We start from the raw sequence: 14,878 nt of genomic DNA on the forward strand, positions 1-14,878 counted from the left end.
CGAAACAACCCCGTGCCGTTATTGCCAAACCCGCACCATGATCCCGCTCATTTCCGTCACCGGCCTCTGCAAGAGCTTTCCCGGCGTGAGGGCGCTTCACGACATTCAGTTCGAGCTCATGGCTGGCGAAGTCCACGCGTTGATGGGCGAGAACGGCGCCGGCAAGTCGACGCTCATGAAAATCCTCGCCGGCGTGTACACAAGGGATACAGGCGAAATCCTCTGCGAGGGCAAGCCCGTCGATTTTCAGTCCCCACGTGACGCGCAGGCCATGGGTTTCGGCATCATTCATCAGGAACTGCAACTGATGAATCACCTGACCGTTGCGCAGAATATTTTCATCGGCCGTGAGCCGCGCGGACGTCTGGGGCTCTTTCTCGACGAGGACAAGCTCAACGCGCAGGCGCGCGACATTCTCGCCCATATGCATGTGCGGATCGACCCGCGCGCGATTGTCGGCGAGCTCACAGTGGCGAGCCAGCAGATGGTCGAAATCGCCAAGGCGCTGTCGTTCGATTCGCGCGTCCTGATCATGGATGAGCCGACCTCAGCGCTGAACGACGCCGAGATTGCAGAGCTTTTCCGCATCATTCGCCAGTTGAGGGATCGAGGCGTCGGCATCATCTACATCTCGCACAAGATGGATGAGCTAAAGCAGATTGCCGACCGCGTCACCGTGCTTCGCGACGGTGAATATGTGGCGACGGTCACTGCGAAGGACACGAGCGTCGAGGCGGTCATCGGCATGATGGTCGGGAGAACGCTGACCGACGTCACGCCGTTTCAGGGCGCGAAAAACACGGGCGAGATCGCGCTCGAAGTCAGACATCTCACAGCCGGCCCGCTCGTCAGGGATGTGAGCTTTACGCTACGCAAAGGCGAGATCCTGGGCTTCGCCGGCTTGATGGGCGCGGGGCGCACGGAGGTCGCGCGCGCCGTGTTCGGTGCCGACCCGGTCGAATCCGGGGAGATTCTGGTGAAGGGCGCGAAAGCCGTCATCAGGACACCGGGCGATGCGGTGGCGCGTGGCATCGGCTATCTCTCAGAAGACCGCAAGCGGTTCGGTCTCGCAACGGGAATGGACGTCGAATCGAATATCGTGATGTCCAACCTGCCGAAATTCCTGTCGTTCAACTTCTTCCTGCGTCGCGCGCAGATACGCAAGACGGCTTCGCATTTCATCAATCTGCTCGCCATTCGCACACCTTCCGCGACGCAGCAGGTGCGGCTGCTCTCCGGCGGCAACCAGCAGAAGATCGTCATTGCAAAATGGCTGGAGCGCGACTGTGACGTGCTTTTCTTCGACGAACCCACGCGTGGCATCGATGTGGGCGCCAAGAGCGAAATCTACAAGCTCCTGCGCGCGCTCGCCACAGAGGGCAAGGCGATCGTGATGATCTCGTCGGAACTGCCGGAAATCCTGCGCATGAGCGACCGCATCGTGGTGATGTGCGAAGGCCGTATTACCGGCGAACTCTCCGCCAGCGAGGCGTCGCAGGAACGTATCATGCATCTCGCGACGCGGCGCGAATCCCTGGAAGCGGCGTAACCCTCAAGAGGTCAAGTACATGACACTGCCATCCGATACTGCGGCGCTGGCTAACGAAGGACGAGCTTCCGGCCTGAGGCGCCGCCTCTTCGCGCCGACGACCCTGCAAAAGCTGCTTGCGTTTGCGAGCCTGATCCTGCTGCTGGTGTTTTTCAGCTTCGCGTCGCCGGCCTTCATGCAGATGGATAACATCCTCGGCATTCTGCAGGCGACGGCGGTCAACGGCGTGCTGGCCATCGCCTGCACATTCGTCATCATCACGGGCGGCATCGATCTGTCCGTCGGCACGCTGATGACCTTTACGGCGGTTATCTGCGGCGTGTTTCTCACCTACTGGCATCTGCCGATGTGGATCGGCGTCCTCGCGGCGATCGCGACGGGCGCGCTCTGCGGCATGGTGTCAGGCACCTTGACGGCGAAGATGAAGATTCCGCCCTTCATTGCGACGTTAGGCATGATGATGCTGCTGAAAGGACTCTCGCTTGTCGTCTCAGCCGACAAGCCGATCTATTTCACCGACACCGAAAACTTCTACATGATCTCGCAGGATTCGCTGATCGGCCACGTGCTGCCGGGCGTGCCAATTCCGAACGCGGTTCTGATCCTGTTCTTCCTCGCCATTGCGAGTTCGATGACGCTGACGCGTACCGCGCTTGGCCGCTATACGTTTGCGCTTGGCAGCAACGAAGAAGCGGTGCGTCTGTCCGGCGTGAATGTCGACCGCTGGAAAATCGCGATTTACGGCCTGAGCGGTGCGATTTGCGGCGTCGCGGGTCTGCTCATCGCCTCGCGTCTGAATTCGGCGCAGCCCGCGCTTGGCCAGGGCTACGAGCTTGAAGCAATTGCTGCTGTCGTCATCGGCGGCACGTCGCTTAGCGGCGGTTCGGGCACGATTCTGGGCACGATCATCGGCGCTTTCATCATCAGCGTGCTGACGAACGGACTGCGCATCATGTCCGTCGCCCAGGAATGGCAGATCGTGGTGACGGGACTCATCATCATTCTGGCGGTCTATGCCGATATCCTGCGACGCAGGAAGAGCTGACCCCATAGGACAAGATCGAAAAAGGAGCGCCCAAAGGCTCCTGTAATGGCCGAAGGTTAATAGCCCAACCCTGGAGGAGACACACCATGTTGAAAAGAAGACTTATCGGTGCCGCGATCGGCGTCGGCGCGCTCGTCGGCGGGACGAGTCTTGCATACGCGGACGAAGCGTATATCCCGCTGATCTCGAAAGGCTTCCAGCATCAGTTCTGGCAGGCGGTCAAAGCCGGCGCTGAACAGTCGGCGAAGGAACACAACGTCAGGATCACGTTCGAGGGACCGGAAACCGAGGCGATGGTCGACAAGCAGATCGACATGCTCTCGGCCGCGCTCGCGAAGAAGCCCCAGGCGCTCGGCATCGCCGCGCTCGACAGCAAGGCGGCCATTCCGCTGCTGAAGCGGGCACAGGCAAGCAAGATACCGGTTATCGCCTTCGACTCGGGCGTCGACAGCACGATTCCGCTGACAACGTGTGCCACAGACAACGTCGCCGCCGCCGCGCTCGCTGCCGACAAGATGGCCGATGCCATCGGCAATTCGGGTGAGATCGGCGTGATCGTGCATGACCAGACCAGCCGTACCGGCATCGACCGGCGCGATGGCTTCCTTAACCAGATGAAGACAAAGCATCCCAACATCAAGATCGTCTCGGTTCAGTATGGCGGCGGCGACCACCTGAAGTCAGCCGAAATCGCCAAGGCAATGATCCAGGCGAACCCCAATCTCAAGGGCATTTTCGGCGCTAACGAAGGCTCGGCGGAAGGTGCAGCGATTGGCGTCAAGGAATCGGGCAAGAAGCTCGTGCTGATCGGCTACGACTCGGGCAAGGAGCAAAAGGACGACATCAACTCGGGCCTGATGCTGGGCGCCATTACGCAGAACCCGGTGGGCATTGGCAAGTGCGTGGTCGACTCGGCTGTAAAGGCAATGAAGGGCGAGAAGTTGCCCGGCAAAGTCGACACGGGCTTCTACTGGTATGACAAGACCAACATGACGGATCCCAAGATCTCCGCCGTGCTCTACGATTGACAGACGCCGCTTAAGGCGCCCTGATAAAGGAGGAGCTCAGGCTCCTCCTTTTTTTTGGCACGGAACGCGGCAACGCGTTTCGCTTCGAAAGACGACAGCGCGTAACATTCCCCTTCCACTAAAACGGGAACGACTGCCCTCCCCTCATAGCCTCAGGAAGCCACATGAGATCAATTGCACTGGCGGCGGTGCTCTGCTTTTTTTCGACGCTCTCGCAGGCTGCGGGAATCAGGTTTGTTCAGGTTCCGGCCGATGCCGCCGGCCCGGCCTTGAGGGCGATTGTGTGGACGCCATGCGCAACCGCCGCGCAGGAAGTACGAATCGGGCCGTATGTTCTGATGGGGCAACGGGACTGCCCGACCGTTGGCGACAACCTGCCGCTGGTGGTGATCTCACACGGCCATGGCGGTTCATTCCTCGGCCACCATGACCTGGCCGAGGTGCTGGCCGACACCGGATTCGTTGTCGCAGCGATCAACCATCCCGGTGACACATTCTCTGATATGAGCCGCGCGGCCGACATATCTGAATTCGTGGAGCGCCCAACCGACATAAAACGCCTCATCGATTACATGTTGAGCAGCTCACCCGAAGCGGCGAAGATCGACCCGAAATCGATCGGATTTTTCGGCTTTTCGCGCGGCGGTTACACCGGCGTTGTGCTGGCCGGCGGCAACCCGGATTTCCTGAATGCCGGCGTCGCCTGCCCGGATCCGCAGCTTCTGATCTGCAAACAGCTTCAGCGCAAAGAAATCCCTCAACAACCCTTGACGCATGATGCGCGGATCAAAGCCTATGTCCTCGCGGACCCGCTCAATGAGTTTCCAACCGCGGAGAGCCTGAAAGATGTGAAAGCATCCATTCAGCTTTGGGCTTCGCAATTCGGCGGGGACGGCGTGCTTCCCGAAACGGGCGCTGCGCTTGCCAGCGCGCTTCCACAGAGACCTGAATTCCATCGTGTCGCCGGCGCAGCGCATTTTGTTTTTCTTGCCCCGTGTTCACCGGGCATGACGAAGGACGCGCCTGAACTCTGCGTCGACGAAAAAGGGTTTGATCGCGTGGCCTTTCACAAAGACTTCAATCAAAAGGTGCTCGGGTTTTTCAAATCGAATCTTCGATAGGCTTGCCGTTCACGGCAGCGGGCGCGATGGAATGGTTTCATTGCCGCATCGCCCGCTTGCCGCCACTGCCGCGCGACTCCGCGCCGTCGCGTCGGCGTGCGGAACGCAAACCTTCGAACCACACGCGCAGCACGCTCAATGACCGTGCCGTTCCCCTGCCGCGACGGGCGTCTGTTTCGATTGCCGGCTCAGCATCAGGGTGACGACAGCGGACACAGCCAGCGTCGCGCCCACAGCGTACAGGCCCGCCGAATAGCCGCCCGTCACGTTCTTGAGCCAGCCGATCACAAACGGGCCGACGAAGCCGCCCAGGTTGCCGACCGAATTGATCATCGCGATCCCCGCTGCCGCACCGGCGCCTGACAGGAACATGCTCGGCATTGCCCACAGCGGGGCCTTCGCCGCACTGATTCCGATGTTCACGACCACGAGCGCCAGAATGATCATCAACGCGGTCGTCGCGTTCCCGGCGAAGATGAATCCGAGGCACGCCACGACGCACGGAATGACAACGTGCCACGTGCGCTCTTCGGTGCGGTCCGAATGCTTTGCCCACACGATCATCGCAATCACGGCGAGGATGCTCGGCACACCCGCAAGCAGACCCGTCTCGAACGAGCCGAAGCCGTACTGTCGAATGATGAGCGGCGCCCACAGGCCAAGCGTGTACAGCCCCGCAGACGTGCCGAAGTAGATGAGTGCCAGCGCCAGCACACGCGGATCGCGCAACGCGCTGAGCGCGCCGGCTGTGTGCCCGGCGTGCGTGTGCCGCGCGTCTGCTTCCATTTTCAGCTTCGCGATCAGCCACTCGCGTTCTTCCGGCTGAAGCCAGTGTGCCTTCGACGGGGTGTCCGTCATGTACTTCAGCACGACAAAGCCGAGGACGATCGCGGGCACCGCTTCGAGGATGTACAGCAACTGCCAGTCGGTAAGCCCGGCAATGGGAGGCAGCTTCATGATCGCGCCTGAAAGCGGCGAGCCGATCGCGGTCGAGATCGGTGCGGCTGCCATGAACCATGCAGCCGCGAGCGCGCGTTGACGCGACGGAAACCACAGGCTCAGATACAGGATGATGCCCGGGAAGAAGCCCGCTTCGGCGACGCCGAGGATAAAGCGCAGCGCGTAGAAACTGTTCGGGCCGACCACGAACGCCGACGCGAACGAAACGATTCCCCACGACACCATCACGCGGGCGATCCACCGACGCGCGCCGACCTTGTGAAGAATCAGGTTCGACGGCACCTCGAACAGGAAGTAGCCAATGAAGAACAGTCCGCCGCCGAGTCCGAACGCTGTCGGCGAAAGGCCAATGGCCTTGTTCATCGTCAGCGCGGCGAAGCCCACATTGACGCGGTCGAGAAAACTCACGAAATACAGCAGCATCACAAACGGAATGATCCGCAGCATGAGCTTGCGGGAAACCCGGCTTTCGAGATCGGAAATCATTGTCTCCTCCTTGGAGGCTTGAGCCGTGCTCTGTTCAGAATCGCGGTCATGGCGAGGTACGCGCCGCAGCCATCGGATGTGGCTCTTGTCTGTCACGCGCATCTGCTGTTCAAACGTTTCGGGCAACGGTCATGCGTCTGGCGGAATCTGCGCAGCGCACGGCAGCCCATGCAGGCGAAACGCCAGCAGGGCCGCCCCGGGAGTTATGCCGCATTGGCCGCAGGCACCGCGGCTCGCTCGATGAACGCGCAGACGGCCGCCGTCACCTGTGCAGTCGTTGCCGTGCCGCCGAGATCGCCCGTATGCAGCGACTTGTCCGCTGTCACCGCTTCGACGGCTTGCATCACGCGCTTTGCGGCGTCGACTTCACCAAGGTGCTCGAGCAGCATGACGACCGACCAGAACGTGCCGACCGGATTGGCGAGACCCTTGCCCATGATGTCGAACGCGGAACCGTGAATCGGCTCGAACATCGACGGAAATCGGCGCTCCGGATCGATGTTGCCCGTCGGCGCGATGCCGAGGCTGCCCGCGAGCGCGGCGGCGAGATCACTGAGGATGTCGGCGTGCAGGTTGGTCGCGACGATCGTATCGAGCGTCGCTGGACGGTTGATCATGCGGGCGGTCGACGCATCCACGAGTTCCTTGTCCCATTTGACGTCGGGAAATTCCTTCGAGACTTCGAGCGCGATCTCGTCCCACATCACCATCGCGTGACGTTGCGCATTGCTCTTCGTAATGACCGTGAGCAGCTTGCGCGGACGCGATTGTGCGAGGCGAAACGCGAAGCGCATGATCCGCTCGACGCCGGCCCGCGTCAGGATCGAAACGTCCGTCGCGGCTTCGAGCGGGTGCCCCTGATGCACGCGCCCGCCCACACCGGAATATTCGCCTTCCGAGTTTTCGCGGACGATGACCCAGTTCAGGTCTTCCGGCTTGCAGCGCTTCAACGGGCCGTCGATGCCCGGCAGGATGCGGGTCGGGCGCACGTTCGCGTACTGGTCGAAGCCCTGACAGATCTTCAGGCGCAGGCCCCACAACGTGATGTGATCGGGAATGTCCGGGTCGCCAGCCGAGCCGAAGAGGATAGCGTCCTTGTCGCGGATCGCATCGAGCCCGTCGGCGGGCATCATCACGCCGTGCTTGCGGTAATAGTCGCCGCCCCAGTCGAAGTTTTCGAATTCGAACGCAAACGACTTCGTGGTCTTTGCGAGTGCCTCCAGAACCTGCGCGCCAGCGGGTACGACTTCCTTGCCGATGCCGTCGCCGGGGATGGTTGCGATGCGATAGGTTTTCATGTCTCCGTCCTTCATGTGTTTGGGGCGTGACTGAACTCTATCGATATCCGGACGCAAAAACCGGTGCTAAACTCAAAGCATCTTTAACCTGAATTCACAAGTGACGACGATGCGCGACACAGTCCAGCCGTCCGATCTGGGCTTTTTCTCGACCCTCGCCGCTTGCGGCAGCCTGAGCGCCGCGGCGCGCGAGCTGGGCCTCACGCCCGCGGCCGTCAGCAAGCGCCTGACGCAGATGGAAAGCCGCGCGGGCGTGGCGCTGATCAACCGGACGACGCGCCGGATGATGCTCACGCCAGAGGGCGAGCTGTACCTCGAACACGCGCGCCGCATCCTCGACGAAATCGACGAACTGGCCGAACTGCTGGGCACGGCGAAAAAAAATCCGAAGGGTTTGTTGCGCGTGAACGCGACGCTCGGTTTTGGACGCAGCCATGTCGCACCCGCGATCTCGCGCTTTGTCGCGAAGTATCCCCAGGTGTCGGTCCAGCTTCAGCTATCGGTCACGCCTCCGCCGCTGACAGACGATACGTTTGACGTCTGTATCCGCTTCGGTGAGCCGCCCGATACACGGGTGGTCGCGCGGCGTCTCGCGGCCAACCGGCGTTTGCTGTGCGCCGCGCCCTCGTACATCGCCTCACGCGGGATGCCGGTGACTGCACACGACCTGACGCGGCACAACTGCATTGGCATCCGCCAGGGCGACGAGGCATACGGCGTGTGGCGTCTGACGTCGGGCAGGGGCGCATCGCGCAAGACGGAAGCGGTGCGGATCAACGGCACGCTGACCACGAACGACGGCGAGATCGCCGTGAAGTGGGCCCTGGAAGGACACGGCGTTCTGCTGCGTGCCGAGTGGGACATCAGGCAATATCTCGCCGATGGCTCGCTGGTGCGCGTGCTGCCCGATCACGACACGCCGAACGCCGATATTTTCGCGGTGTATTCGCAACGGCATCAGATGTCGAACCGCATTCGCGCGTTTGTCGACTTCATCGCGCAGGACCTTCGAAACGAAGCGGGAGAGCTGGCATAGCACGCCGTGTTGACCATCACCCTGCGCACCCGCCATGCACCTCTATCGCGAAACATCGCAAGCTGCCGGCACGACCCGACTCGCGGTGCAGGACTACGGTGGCACAGGCGAATTCATCTGGCTGCTGCATGGCGCTGGCCGCTCTGCCGCCGACTGGCTTCCGATGGCGCCGCTGCCTGCCGGCCACGGCCGCGTCATTGCGACGAACCTGCGACCCCTTCCAGCGCCCCGCTATAATCGCGCTCGAACATGGTGAGGAGAGTTTTACTCGTGAAGAAGATCGCTACCGCTGCGCTCGTCGCGCTTGTACTCACGGCCTGCTCGTCTGCCGAAAAGCAGGAGAAACAGGCCCAGGATTTCGCCCATAACGAAAGCGGCCTCGTCACGGCCCAGCGCAATGCGGCCGTCGATTGCGATCCGTCGAACTGCGACGCCGCCTGGGCGCTGACAAAACGCTACATCGAGCAACATTCCAATACGCCCGTGACGCGCGCGGATGCAGTCGCCATCGAAACCGACGTGCCGTCCAGTTCCGGCGACGCCGCCTTGTCGGCAACGCGTGCCGCGAAAGGCGCGGGCGCGACGCTGACGCTCTTCGCACAGTGTCGCAACATGTACGGGCCGGATGGCGCGCAAGGCAAGGACTATGACGAGTGCGCCGGCAAGATCATCAAGGCCCAGAACGGCTATGTGCCGTTTCTGCGCGCACACGCATCGGGTCAGTAGATGCTTGACGGCCTGCCAGCAGCCTGGCTGGCAGGCATTCAGGTTCACAGGCTGCTACGCTGTCAGCCCGCAAGGGGTTGCGTGCCAGCCTTGAAGTCCTCTGCGTCGACGTCATAACCTGACGGTTCCCAGCGAATCGCGAGCAACGCGATCAGCCCGCACAGCGGCGCAAAGGCGATGATCCAGAAAACGCGCGTGCTCAATGTAGCCGCCAGCACCGGAAACAGGAACAGCGAAGCGGCCGAGCTTGCGCGCATCAGCGTCTGATTGAAGCCCACGCCGACGCCGCGCAGCGAAGTCGGATAGCTCAATGACGCGAACGTCATGCTGTGCGAACCTGGCCCGATGCCCTGACCCAGCAGAAAGAGCGCGAGCAGTGCGACAGCGGCCGCCACCTCGGGCGTCGAAGCCGGCCGGCCCACAAGCGCGAGTCCGATCAGCGCAACAAACTGCAGCGCATAGCCGAGCACGGTCAGATTCCACGCGCCGACCTTCGGCACGATGCGCACCGCGATCAAGCCGCCGACGAACGCGAATCCGAGATTCAGCACGAGCGAAGCGAGGATCGTCGTCAGCATCGACTGCGCGAGGAAGCTCGAAATGATGACCGGCAAGCCGAACGCGACCGCGTTATACGCGAATGCCGAAGCGATGCCGATGACCGTCGCCAGCACCGTGCGCTTCAGATAGACACCGCGCAGCAGCGCGCCATAGTTCCGCAACGCGCCTGCGCGAACCTGCGTGTGGCCGGAGTGTGCCTTCGTATCGCGCGCGACTTCCGCGTCGATGCCATACGATCGCTTCAGGATGCGCGCGGCGCCCTCCAGGTCGCCTTGATTCGCGGCCCAGACCGGCGATTCACTGATGTACCGGCTGCGTACGGCAATGATGATGATCGCCGGCACGGCGCCGAAGCCCAGAATCAGACGCCACAGCAAACCTGAATGGCTGGCCGGCAGCGTCGAATAGAAACCCAGCACCAGCAGATACGAAATGCTGATTGCCGCATACCAGACGGGGCACCACGTGGCGATGCGCGCGGCCTTGTTGCCGCGCCCGGACAGGCGTGAGAATTCCGCGAGAAAGGCCATCGCGACGGGCAGATCGATCCCGACACCAAGCCCCATGACAAAACGCGCGCCACCGAGCACCCACGCATTAGGGGCAAAAGCACACGCGAGAGCGGCCACGACGAAGAAAAACATGTCGGCCATGAAGACGCGATAACGGCCGATCTTGTCGGTCAGAAATCCGCCGAAGAACGCGCCGAAGATCGCACCGAACGTGATCGCCGAAGCAACGAGCCCGGTGCCCGCGGGCGTCAGCGAGAACTCGCGCGCGACGTCCTTCAGACCAAATGCAAGCGCGCCGAGATCGTAGGCGTCGAGAAATACCCCGCCGAGCGCAATCGCGACGACGATACGGGCGTCGCTGCCGGCAGCCGCCCCCTGATTGACGAGGCTGGATACATCGGACGCTGAACGGATGACGGGCTTTGCGGGCCCCGTCTTCGAAACAGGGGCCTGTACGGGCGCAAAGGTGGTTGACATGAAAGGGACGACCGACAAAGGCGCGATCGTAACGCCAGACATCGTGCCGGCACAAATATACGTTTGTGATTTGCTAATTCCGGCCCGTGGCCGATCCACGATGGTGTTCGGCCTTCACTCACCCCATCCGCGAAATGTCCCGTCTGTCATGGCGCGACTGGACGCGCCGCCTGCGCCCACGCTGGCTGGCGGGACGCAGATCCGCCGTATGCCGCAGCGCCCGCTCGTCCTCGTCGGCACAGCGCGGCGCGGTCTCGCTGCTTCCGGCCACAATGGACGATTCACCCGCAAGACACGACCGCAGAAAATCCGATAACCGTTTGTGCATGTTCAATCCCAGATGGTGAGCCGGATCATCCGGCAGTCGCAACCGGCGCCGCACGTTGCGCGCTGCTCCGGCGCGAGGCGTCGTTCGTGCCGGATGGATCGACGACGCTATGGATCAGCTGGTCCATCTCCTTGATGATGTCGGCAAGCACGGTCGTGATCACCGCGAACTCCCGGCCGAACTGCCCTGCCCGCGCCGCCGCGATACGCGCATTGAGCGCGACGATATTCGCCTGCATCGAGATGTTGCCAAGCTGCTCTGCGATCTCGTTCTGACGCCGCAGCGACGCCATCTCGATCCCGCGCATCTCGTTCTGGTAGGCGAGCGTGATGGCCTGCAGCAGTTCGAGCAGCGGCGTGGCCTGCGCGACGAGCGCGGCGATCTCCTCGCGTGCATCGATCGAATCCGACTCGAGACTCGCCACGGCGTGATTCGCGTATGCAATGAACTGCTGGATGCGATCGTCCGCCCGACGTGTGCCGAAGTAGAGTTGCCGCAGCGCATCGGAGAATACGCCCGGCAAATGAGCGTTGCCGTTCACGAGTTCAGCATGCGTCGCCGCGAAGGTGGCGAGGCAATCCTTGACCACTGCTAGCGCGCCGGGCTCGCCGTGCGAAGCGAGCAGCACGTGGAGCACGATGCGTTGCGAAAGCATCCGCTGCCGGCCAGACAGGTTGATGAGCGCTCCGATCACCTGTCCGGAAACGTCGTCGTGGCGTGTTTGTGTCTGATGTTTCATGTAGAAAGCGGGAGAAGACCGGATCGGGAAACCCGTCACCGGACCGCAGGCGCCGGCGTTTCGCCAGCGCAAAAAAAAGCGCCCCGAAACGCGTTCGCACGACCGATTGCTCGTTCTGCGCGAAATCACGTTTCGGGACGCCGTTGTCCCTGATGGCCGCCCGACAACAGGCAGCCAGCACCAATTCAATGTATCGGAGTCGCCCTTGACCCCGGCTGAGGACGTGCAAGTCTCATGCCATGACACGCACAATCGCAGCGCCAGGCGGGAGTCCGTGTGCGTGGAATCCAGGTATCGCGACCGCGCGCAATCGCCCGCGAAGCGCCGCTGCAAGCGCCTTCGCCGCCTTCATGCAGCGCGCGATCTCAAGGGAAGAAGTCGCACGACGGTCGCTCTGGCGAGAACATGTCGTGCACTTCACCACAGGCGGGAACGGCTCACAAAACGAACCGGAGTGGTGCACCGGAGCCGTGTGCCGCACTACACGCACCCGTAATGGGCGCGCCCGAAGCGCCACCGCTCACCGCATCAAAGCTCGCACACAATCTTCTTCGCGCGCAACACGGACGACGGGCTCATGCTCAGCTCGGTCACGCCGAGGTCGATGAAAAGCGGAATCATCTCCGGCCTTGCCGCCGCCTCACCACACACGGCAACGGGAATGCCCGCGTTATTCGCGGCCTTGCACACCATGCCGATCGCGCGCAGCACGGCCGGATGATCCGTGCGATACAGCGACGCGAGATCCGGATTCATCCGGTCGACGGCCATTACGTACTGCGTCAGATCGTTCGTGCCGATCGAGAAGAAATCGACTTCCTGCGCGAGCAGATCCGCCGTGAGCGCCGCAGCGGGCGTCTCGACCATGATGCCGAGCTTCGGCTGCGCCCACGCGACGCCTTCTTCCGTGAGCGCTTCGCCGCACGTGGCGATCAGCGCCTTCACGCGACGCACTTCGTCGACGTCGTCGATCATCGGGATCATCACCTGCACGTTGCCGACCGTCGCGGCCCGCAAGAGCGCGCGCAACTGCGGCATGAACACGTCGGGGCGGTCGAGGCACATCCGCACGCCGCGCCAGCCGAGAAACGGATTGTCTTCCTCGGGAAACACGATACCGGGCACCGGCTTGTCGCCGCCTACATCGAGCGTGCGGATCACGACCGGCCGTGGATGGAACGCCTGCGCGAGCTTCGTGTAGATCGCTGCCTGTTCGTCCTCGTCAGGCATTGTGCGGCGGTCCATGAACAGCAGTTCGGTACGAAACAGGCCGACGCCCATCGCGCCCGCTTCGAGCGCGGCGTCGATCTCGCCGAGCGAGCCGAGGTTCGCCGCAATCTCGACGTGACGACCGTCGCGCGTGAGAGGCTCGACGTCGCGATACACGCTCAGCGCTGCATGCCGGCTCTTTTCCTGCGCGATGCGCGTCGCGAATCCCGCTTCCACCTCCGGCGACGGATCGAACCACACCTGCCCTTGCGCGCCGTCGAGCGCGACGCGCGTGGCGCCGCGCAGCAGCGCTTCGTCGACCGGCAGACCAAGCACCGCCGGAATGCCGTGCGAGCGCGCCATGATCGCCAGATGCGACGTCGCGCTGCCCTTCGTGCAAACGAGGCCCACGATATTCGCCACTCTGGCGCGCGCGAAGTCGAGCGCGCTCAGTTCGGCAGCGAGCACGACACACGGTCTCGACAGACTGGCAAGGCTCACGTCTTCCATACCGAGCAGTCGCAGCGCCACCTGACGTGTGATGCCGTGAATGTCGTCGGCGCGGCTGCGCAGGTATTCGTCTTCCATCGCGAGAAACGACGCCGCGAGTTCCTCGCCAACCTGCAAGGTGGCCGCCGCCGCATCCCAACCCGACGCGATGCGCTGCTTCACGGCGCCGGAAAACTCGTCGCTTTGCGCGACATCGGCGAGCGCTTCGACGATATCGTCGTGGCAACCCATTGTCTTGAACTGCTGATCGAGCGCAGCAATCGATTCGGTGAACGCCGCGCTGAAACGGTCGAGTTCGGTCGCGACTTCGTGCGGCTCGATGAACTGCCGCGTCGCACGAAGCGCTTCCGGCAGATAGACGAACGCCTCGCCGCATGCGAGACCTTCGCTGGCCGGCACGCCACGCACGTAGAGCGCGGCTTCCGGTGTGGCAGCATCGGTCGCCATAGTGTGTGAACCGTTGACGGACGCCGAAACCGCTTCCGTCTGCGCGGGTTGTGCCGCTTGTGCCGCTTGTGCCGCTTGTGCAGGCTGCACGCCGGCCGACGGCTCCGACAGGAACGCCAGCAACCGGTTCACCGCCACGCTTTCATCCGAGCCGTCGGCACGCAGCAGGATCTGGTCGTCCTGCTTGATGCCGAGCAGCATCAGCTTCACGGCGCTCTTCGCGTCCGCACTCGTCGTCCCGCGAAAAATCTGCAGCGAACACGAAAACTCCTTCGCGAGTTTGGCGAATTGCGTCGCCGGCCGCGCGTGCAGACCTTCGTTCACCTTCACAACGATTTCGGTTTCCAGCATCAAGACCTTCCTGTCCAGACGTACTTTAATGCGCGTTTCCAGCGGCCCCTACCGGACCACACACGTCGCGGCGAACGCACGACGTTCGCCGCGACACGTCACAGATCCGCGATTTCAATCACCGCGCCGCTGCGAATGCTGGCGAGCAGTTCGGCCACATCGACCGGCTGCGCGCAGATTTCGCCGGGGCGCTCCGCCGCAGGCGAGCCGTTGAAGTTGATCACGACGTGGCCCAGTTCACTCACCTTGTTCCACGCCGTCGGACCGACTGCCGTCACAGACGCGCTGACGTCGCCGATCCGCAGTTGCGAGCCGACCTGAGGCGCCTTTTCGTGCGCCGCTTCGACCCGGTGCAGCACCGACACCTCAGCGAGTTCTGGCGGCGCGCCGTGTGCATACAGAATCAGCACGCCGCCTTCGAGCAGATCGCCCACTTCAGGGCCCACCTCTGAAATCACAGTCTTGTAGTAATGCATGGTCATTCTCATTCTTCAC

General features: G+C 62.6%; 12 protein-coding genes. 6 read left to right on the forward strand and 6 right to left on the reverse strand.

From position 1 onward, the window contains the following. The first annotated feature begins 37 nt into the window (after positions 1-37). From LPA36_RS04865 to LPA36_RS04880, 4 genes are all read left to right on the forward strand, one after another. On the forward strand, positions 38-1,549 hold the full coding sequence (locus LPA36_RS04865) for a sugar ABC transporter ATP-binding protein (RefSeq protein WP_228875016.1): 1,512 nt from the start codon (positions 38-40) through the stop codon (positions 1,547-1,549). 19 nt (positions 1,550-1,568) lie between these two features. Further along, complete coding sequence (locus LPA36_RS04870) at positions 1,569-2,594, forward strand: ABC transporter permease (RefSeq protein WP_228875017.1); 1,026 nt, start codon at positions 1,569-1,571, stop codon at positions 2,592-2,594. Positions 2,595-2,680: 86 nt separating this feature from the next. Further along, entirely contained in the window at positions 2,681-3,622 is a 942-nt protein-coding gene (locus LPA36_RS04875; RefSeq protein ID WP_228875018.1) for an ABC transporter substrate-binding protein, read from the forward strand. Positions 3,623-3,786: 164 nt separating this feature from the next. Further along, positions 3,787-4,743 (forward strand): alpha/beta hydrolase family protein, encoded by a 957-nt coding sequence (locus tag LPA36_RS04880; RefSeq protein WP_228875019.1) that lies wholly within the window; start codon positions 3,787-3,789, stop codon positions 4,741-4,743. A gap of 135 nt (positions 4,744-4,878) precedes the next feature. On the opposite strand, the gene LPA36_RS04885 is transcribed toward LPA36_RS04880, so the two are convergent. Both LPA36_RS04885 and LPA36_RS04890 read right to left on the reverse strand, forming a co-directional pair. After that, positions 4,879-6,189: an MFS transporter gene (locus tag LPA36_RS04885; RefSeq protein WP_228875020.1), complete on the reverse strand. Its 1,311-nt coding sequence runs from the start codon at positions 6,187-6,189 to the stop codon at positions 4,879-4,881. Between the two features lie 203 nt (positions 6,190-6,392). Further along, positions 6,393-7,487 (reverse strand): tartrate dehydrogenase, encoded by a 1,095-nt coding sequence (locus LPA36_RS04890; protein WP_228875021.1) that lies wholly within the window; start codon positions 7,485-7,487, stop codon positions 6,393-6,395. 109 nt (positions 7,488-7,596) lie between these two features. Between LPA36_RS04890 and LPA36_RS04895 the strand changes: the two genes are divergently transcribed. Together LPA36_RS04895 and LPA36_RS04900 are read left to right on the forward strand one after the other, a co-directional pair. After that, positions 7,597-8,523 carry a LysR family transcriptional regulator gene (locus LPA36_RS04895; protein WP_228875022.1) on the forward strand — a complete coding sequence of 309 codons (927 nt, stop codon included), beginning with the start codon at positions 7,597-7,599 and terminating at the stop codon, positions 8,521-8,523. A 270-nt stretch (positions 8,524-8,793) separates the two neighbouring features. Further along, positions 8,794-9,249, forward strand: a complete 456-nt coding sequence (locus LPA36_RS04900) for a hypothetical protein (RefSeq protein ID WP_228875023.1) — start codon at positions 8,794-8,796, stop codon at positions 9,247-9,249. A gap of 62 nt (positions 9,250-9,311) precedes the next feature. Here the strand turns inward: LPA36_RS04900 and LPA36_RS04905 are convergent, their stop codons facing one another. From LPA36_RS04905 to LPA36_RS04920, 4 genes are all read right to left on the reverse strand, one after another. Continuing rightward, a complete protein-coding gene (locus LPA36_RS04905) occupies positions 9,312-10,799 on the reverse strand; it encodes an MFS transporter (RefSeq protein WP_228875024.1) in 1,488 nt (495 codons plus the stop codon). A gap of 353 nt (positions 10,800-11,152) precedes the next feature. Next, positions 11,153-11,866 carry a type IV pili methyl-accepting chemotaxis transducer N-terminal domain-containing protein gene (locus tag LPA36_RS04910; protein ID WP_228875025.1) on the reverse strand — a complete coding sequence of 238 codons (714 nt, stop codon included), beginning with the start codon at positions 11,864-11,866 and terminating at the stop codon, positions 11,153-11,155. Positions 11,867-12,394: 528 nt separating this feature from the next. After that, positions 12,395-14,383 (reverse strand): phosphoenolpyruvate--protein phosphotransferase, encoded by a 1,989-nt coding sequence (ptsP, locus tag LPA36_RS04915; RefSeq protein WP_228875026.1) that lies wholly within the window; start codon positions 14,381-14,383, stop codon positions 12,395-12,397. Between the two features lie 98 nt (positions 14,384-14,481). Beyond that, positions 14,482-14,859 carry a PTS glucitol/sorbitol transporter subunit IIA gene (locus LPA36_RS04920; RefSeq protein ID WP_228875027.1) on the reverse strand — a complete coding sequence of 126 codons (378 nt, stop codon included), beginning with the start codon at positions 14,857-14,859 and terminating at the stop codon, positions 14,482-14,484. Between the last annotated feature and the right edge of the window lie 19 nt (positions 14,860-14,878).

Source organism: Paraburkholderia saeva (assembly GCF_907164555.1).
Classification (GTDB): domain Bacteria; phylum Pseudomonadota; class Gammaproteobacteria; order Burkholderiales; family Burkholderiaceae; genus Paraburkholderia; species Paraburkholderia saeva.

Bases quoted from the DNA above. Each gene is read 5' to 3' on its own strand.
- LPA36_RS04865 (WP_228875016.1), top strand. From the start codon at position 38: ATGATCCCGCTCATTTCCGTCACCGGCCTCTGCAAGAGCTTTCCCGGC.
- LPA36_RS04870 (WP_228875017.1), top strand. From the start codon at position 1,569: ATGACACTGCCATCCGATACTGCGGCGCTGGCTAACGAAGGACGAGCT.
- LPA36_RS04875 (WP_228875018.1), top strand. From the start codon at position 2,681: ATGTTGAAAAGAAGACTTATCGGTGCCGCGATCGGCGTCGGCGCGCTC.
- LPA36_RS04880 (WP_228875019.1), top strand. From the start codon at position 3,787: ATGAGATCAATTGCACTGGCGGCGGTGCTCTGCTTTTTTTCGACGCTC.
- LPA36_RS04885 (WP_228875020.1), bottom strand. From the start codon at position 6,189: ATGATTTCCGATCTCGAAAGCCGGGTTTCCCGCAAGCTCATGCTGCGG.
- LPA36_RS04890 (WP_228875021.1), bottom strand. From the start codon at position 7,487: ATGAAAACCTATCGCATCGCAACCATCCCCGGCGACGGCATCGGCAAG.
- LPA36_RS04895 (WP_228875022.1), top strand. From the start codon at position 7,597: ATGCGCGACACAGTCCAGCCGTCCGATCTGGGCTTTTTCTCGACCCTC.
- LPA36_RS04905 (WP_228875024.1), bottom strand. From the start codon at position 10,799: ATGTCAACCACCTTTGCGCCCGTACAGGCCCCTGTTTCGAAGACGGGG.
- LPA36_RS04910 (WP_228875025.1), bottom strand. From the start codon at position 11,866: ATGAAACATCAGACACAAACACGCCACGACGACGTTTCCGGACAGGTG.
- ptsP (WP_228875026.1), bottom strand. From the start codon at position 14,383: ATGCTGGAAACCGAAATCGTTGTGAAGGTGAACGAAGGTCTGCACGCG.
- LPA36_RS04920 (WP_228875027.1), bottom strand. From the start codon at position 14,859: ATGCATTACTACAAGACTGTGATTTCAGAGGTGGGCCCTGAAGTGGGC.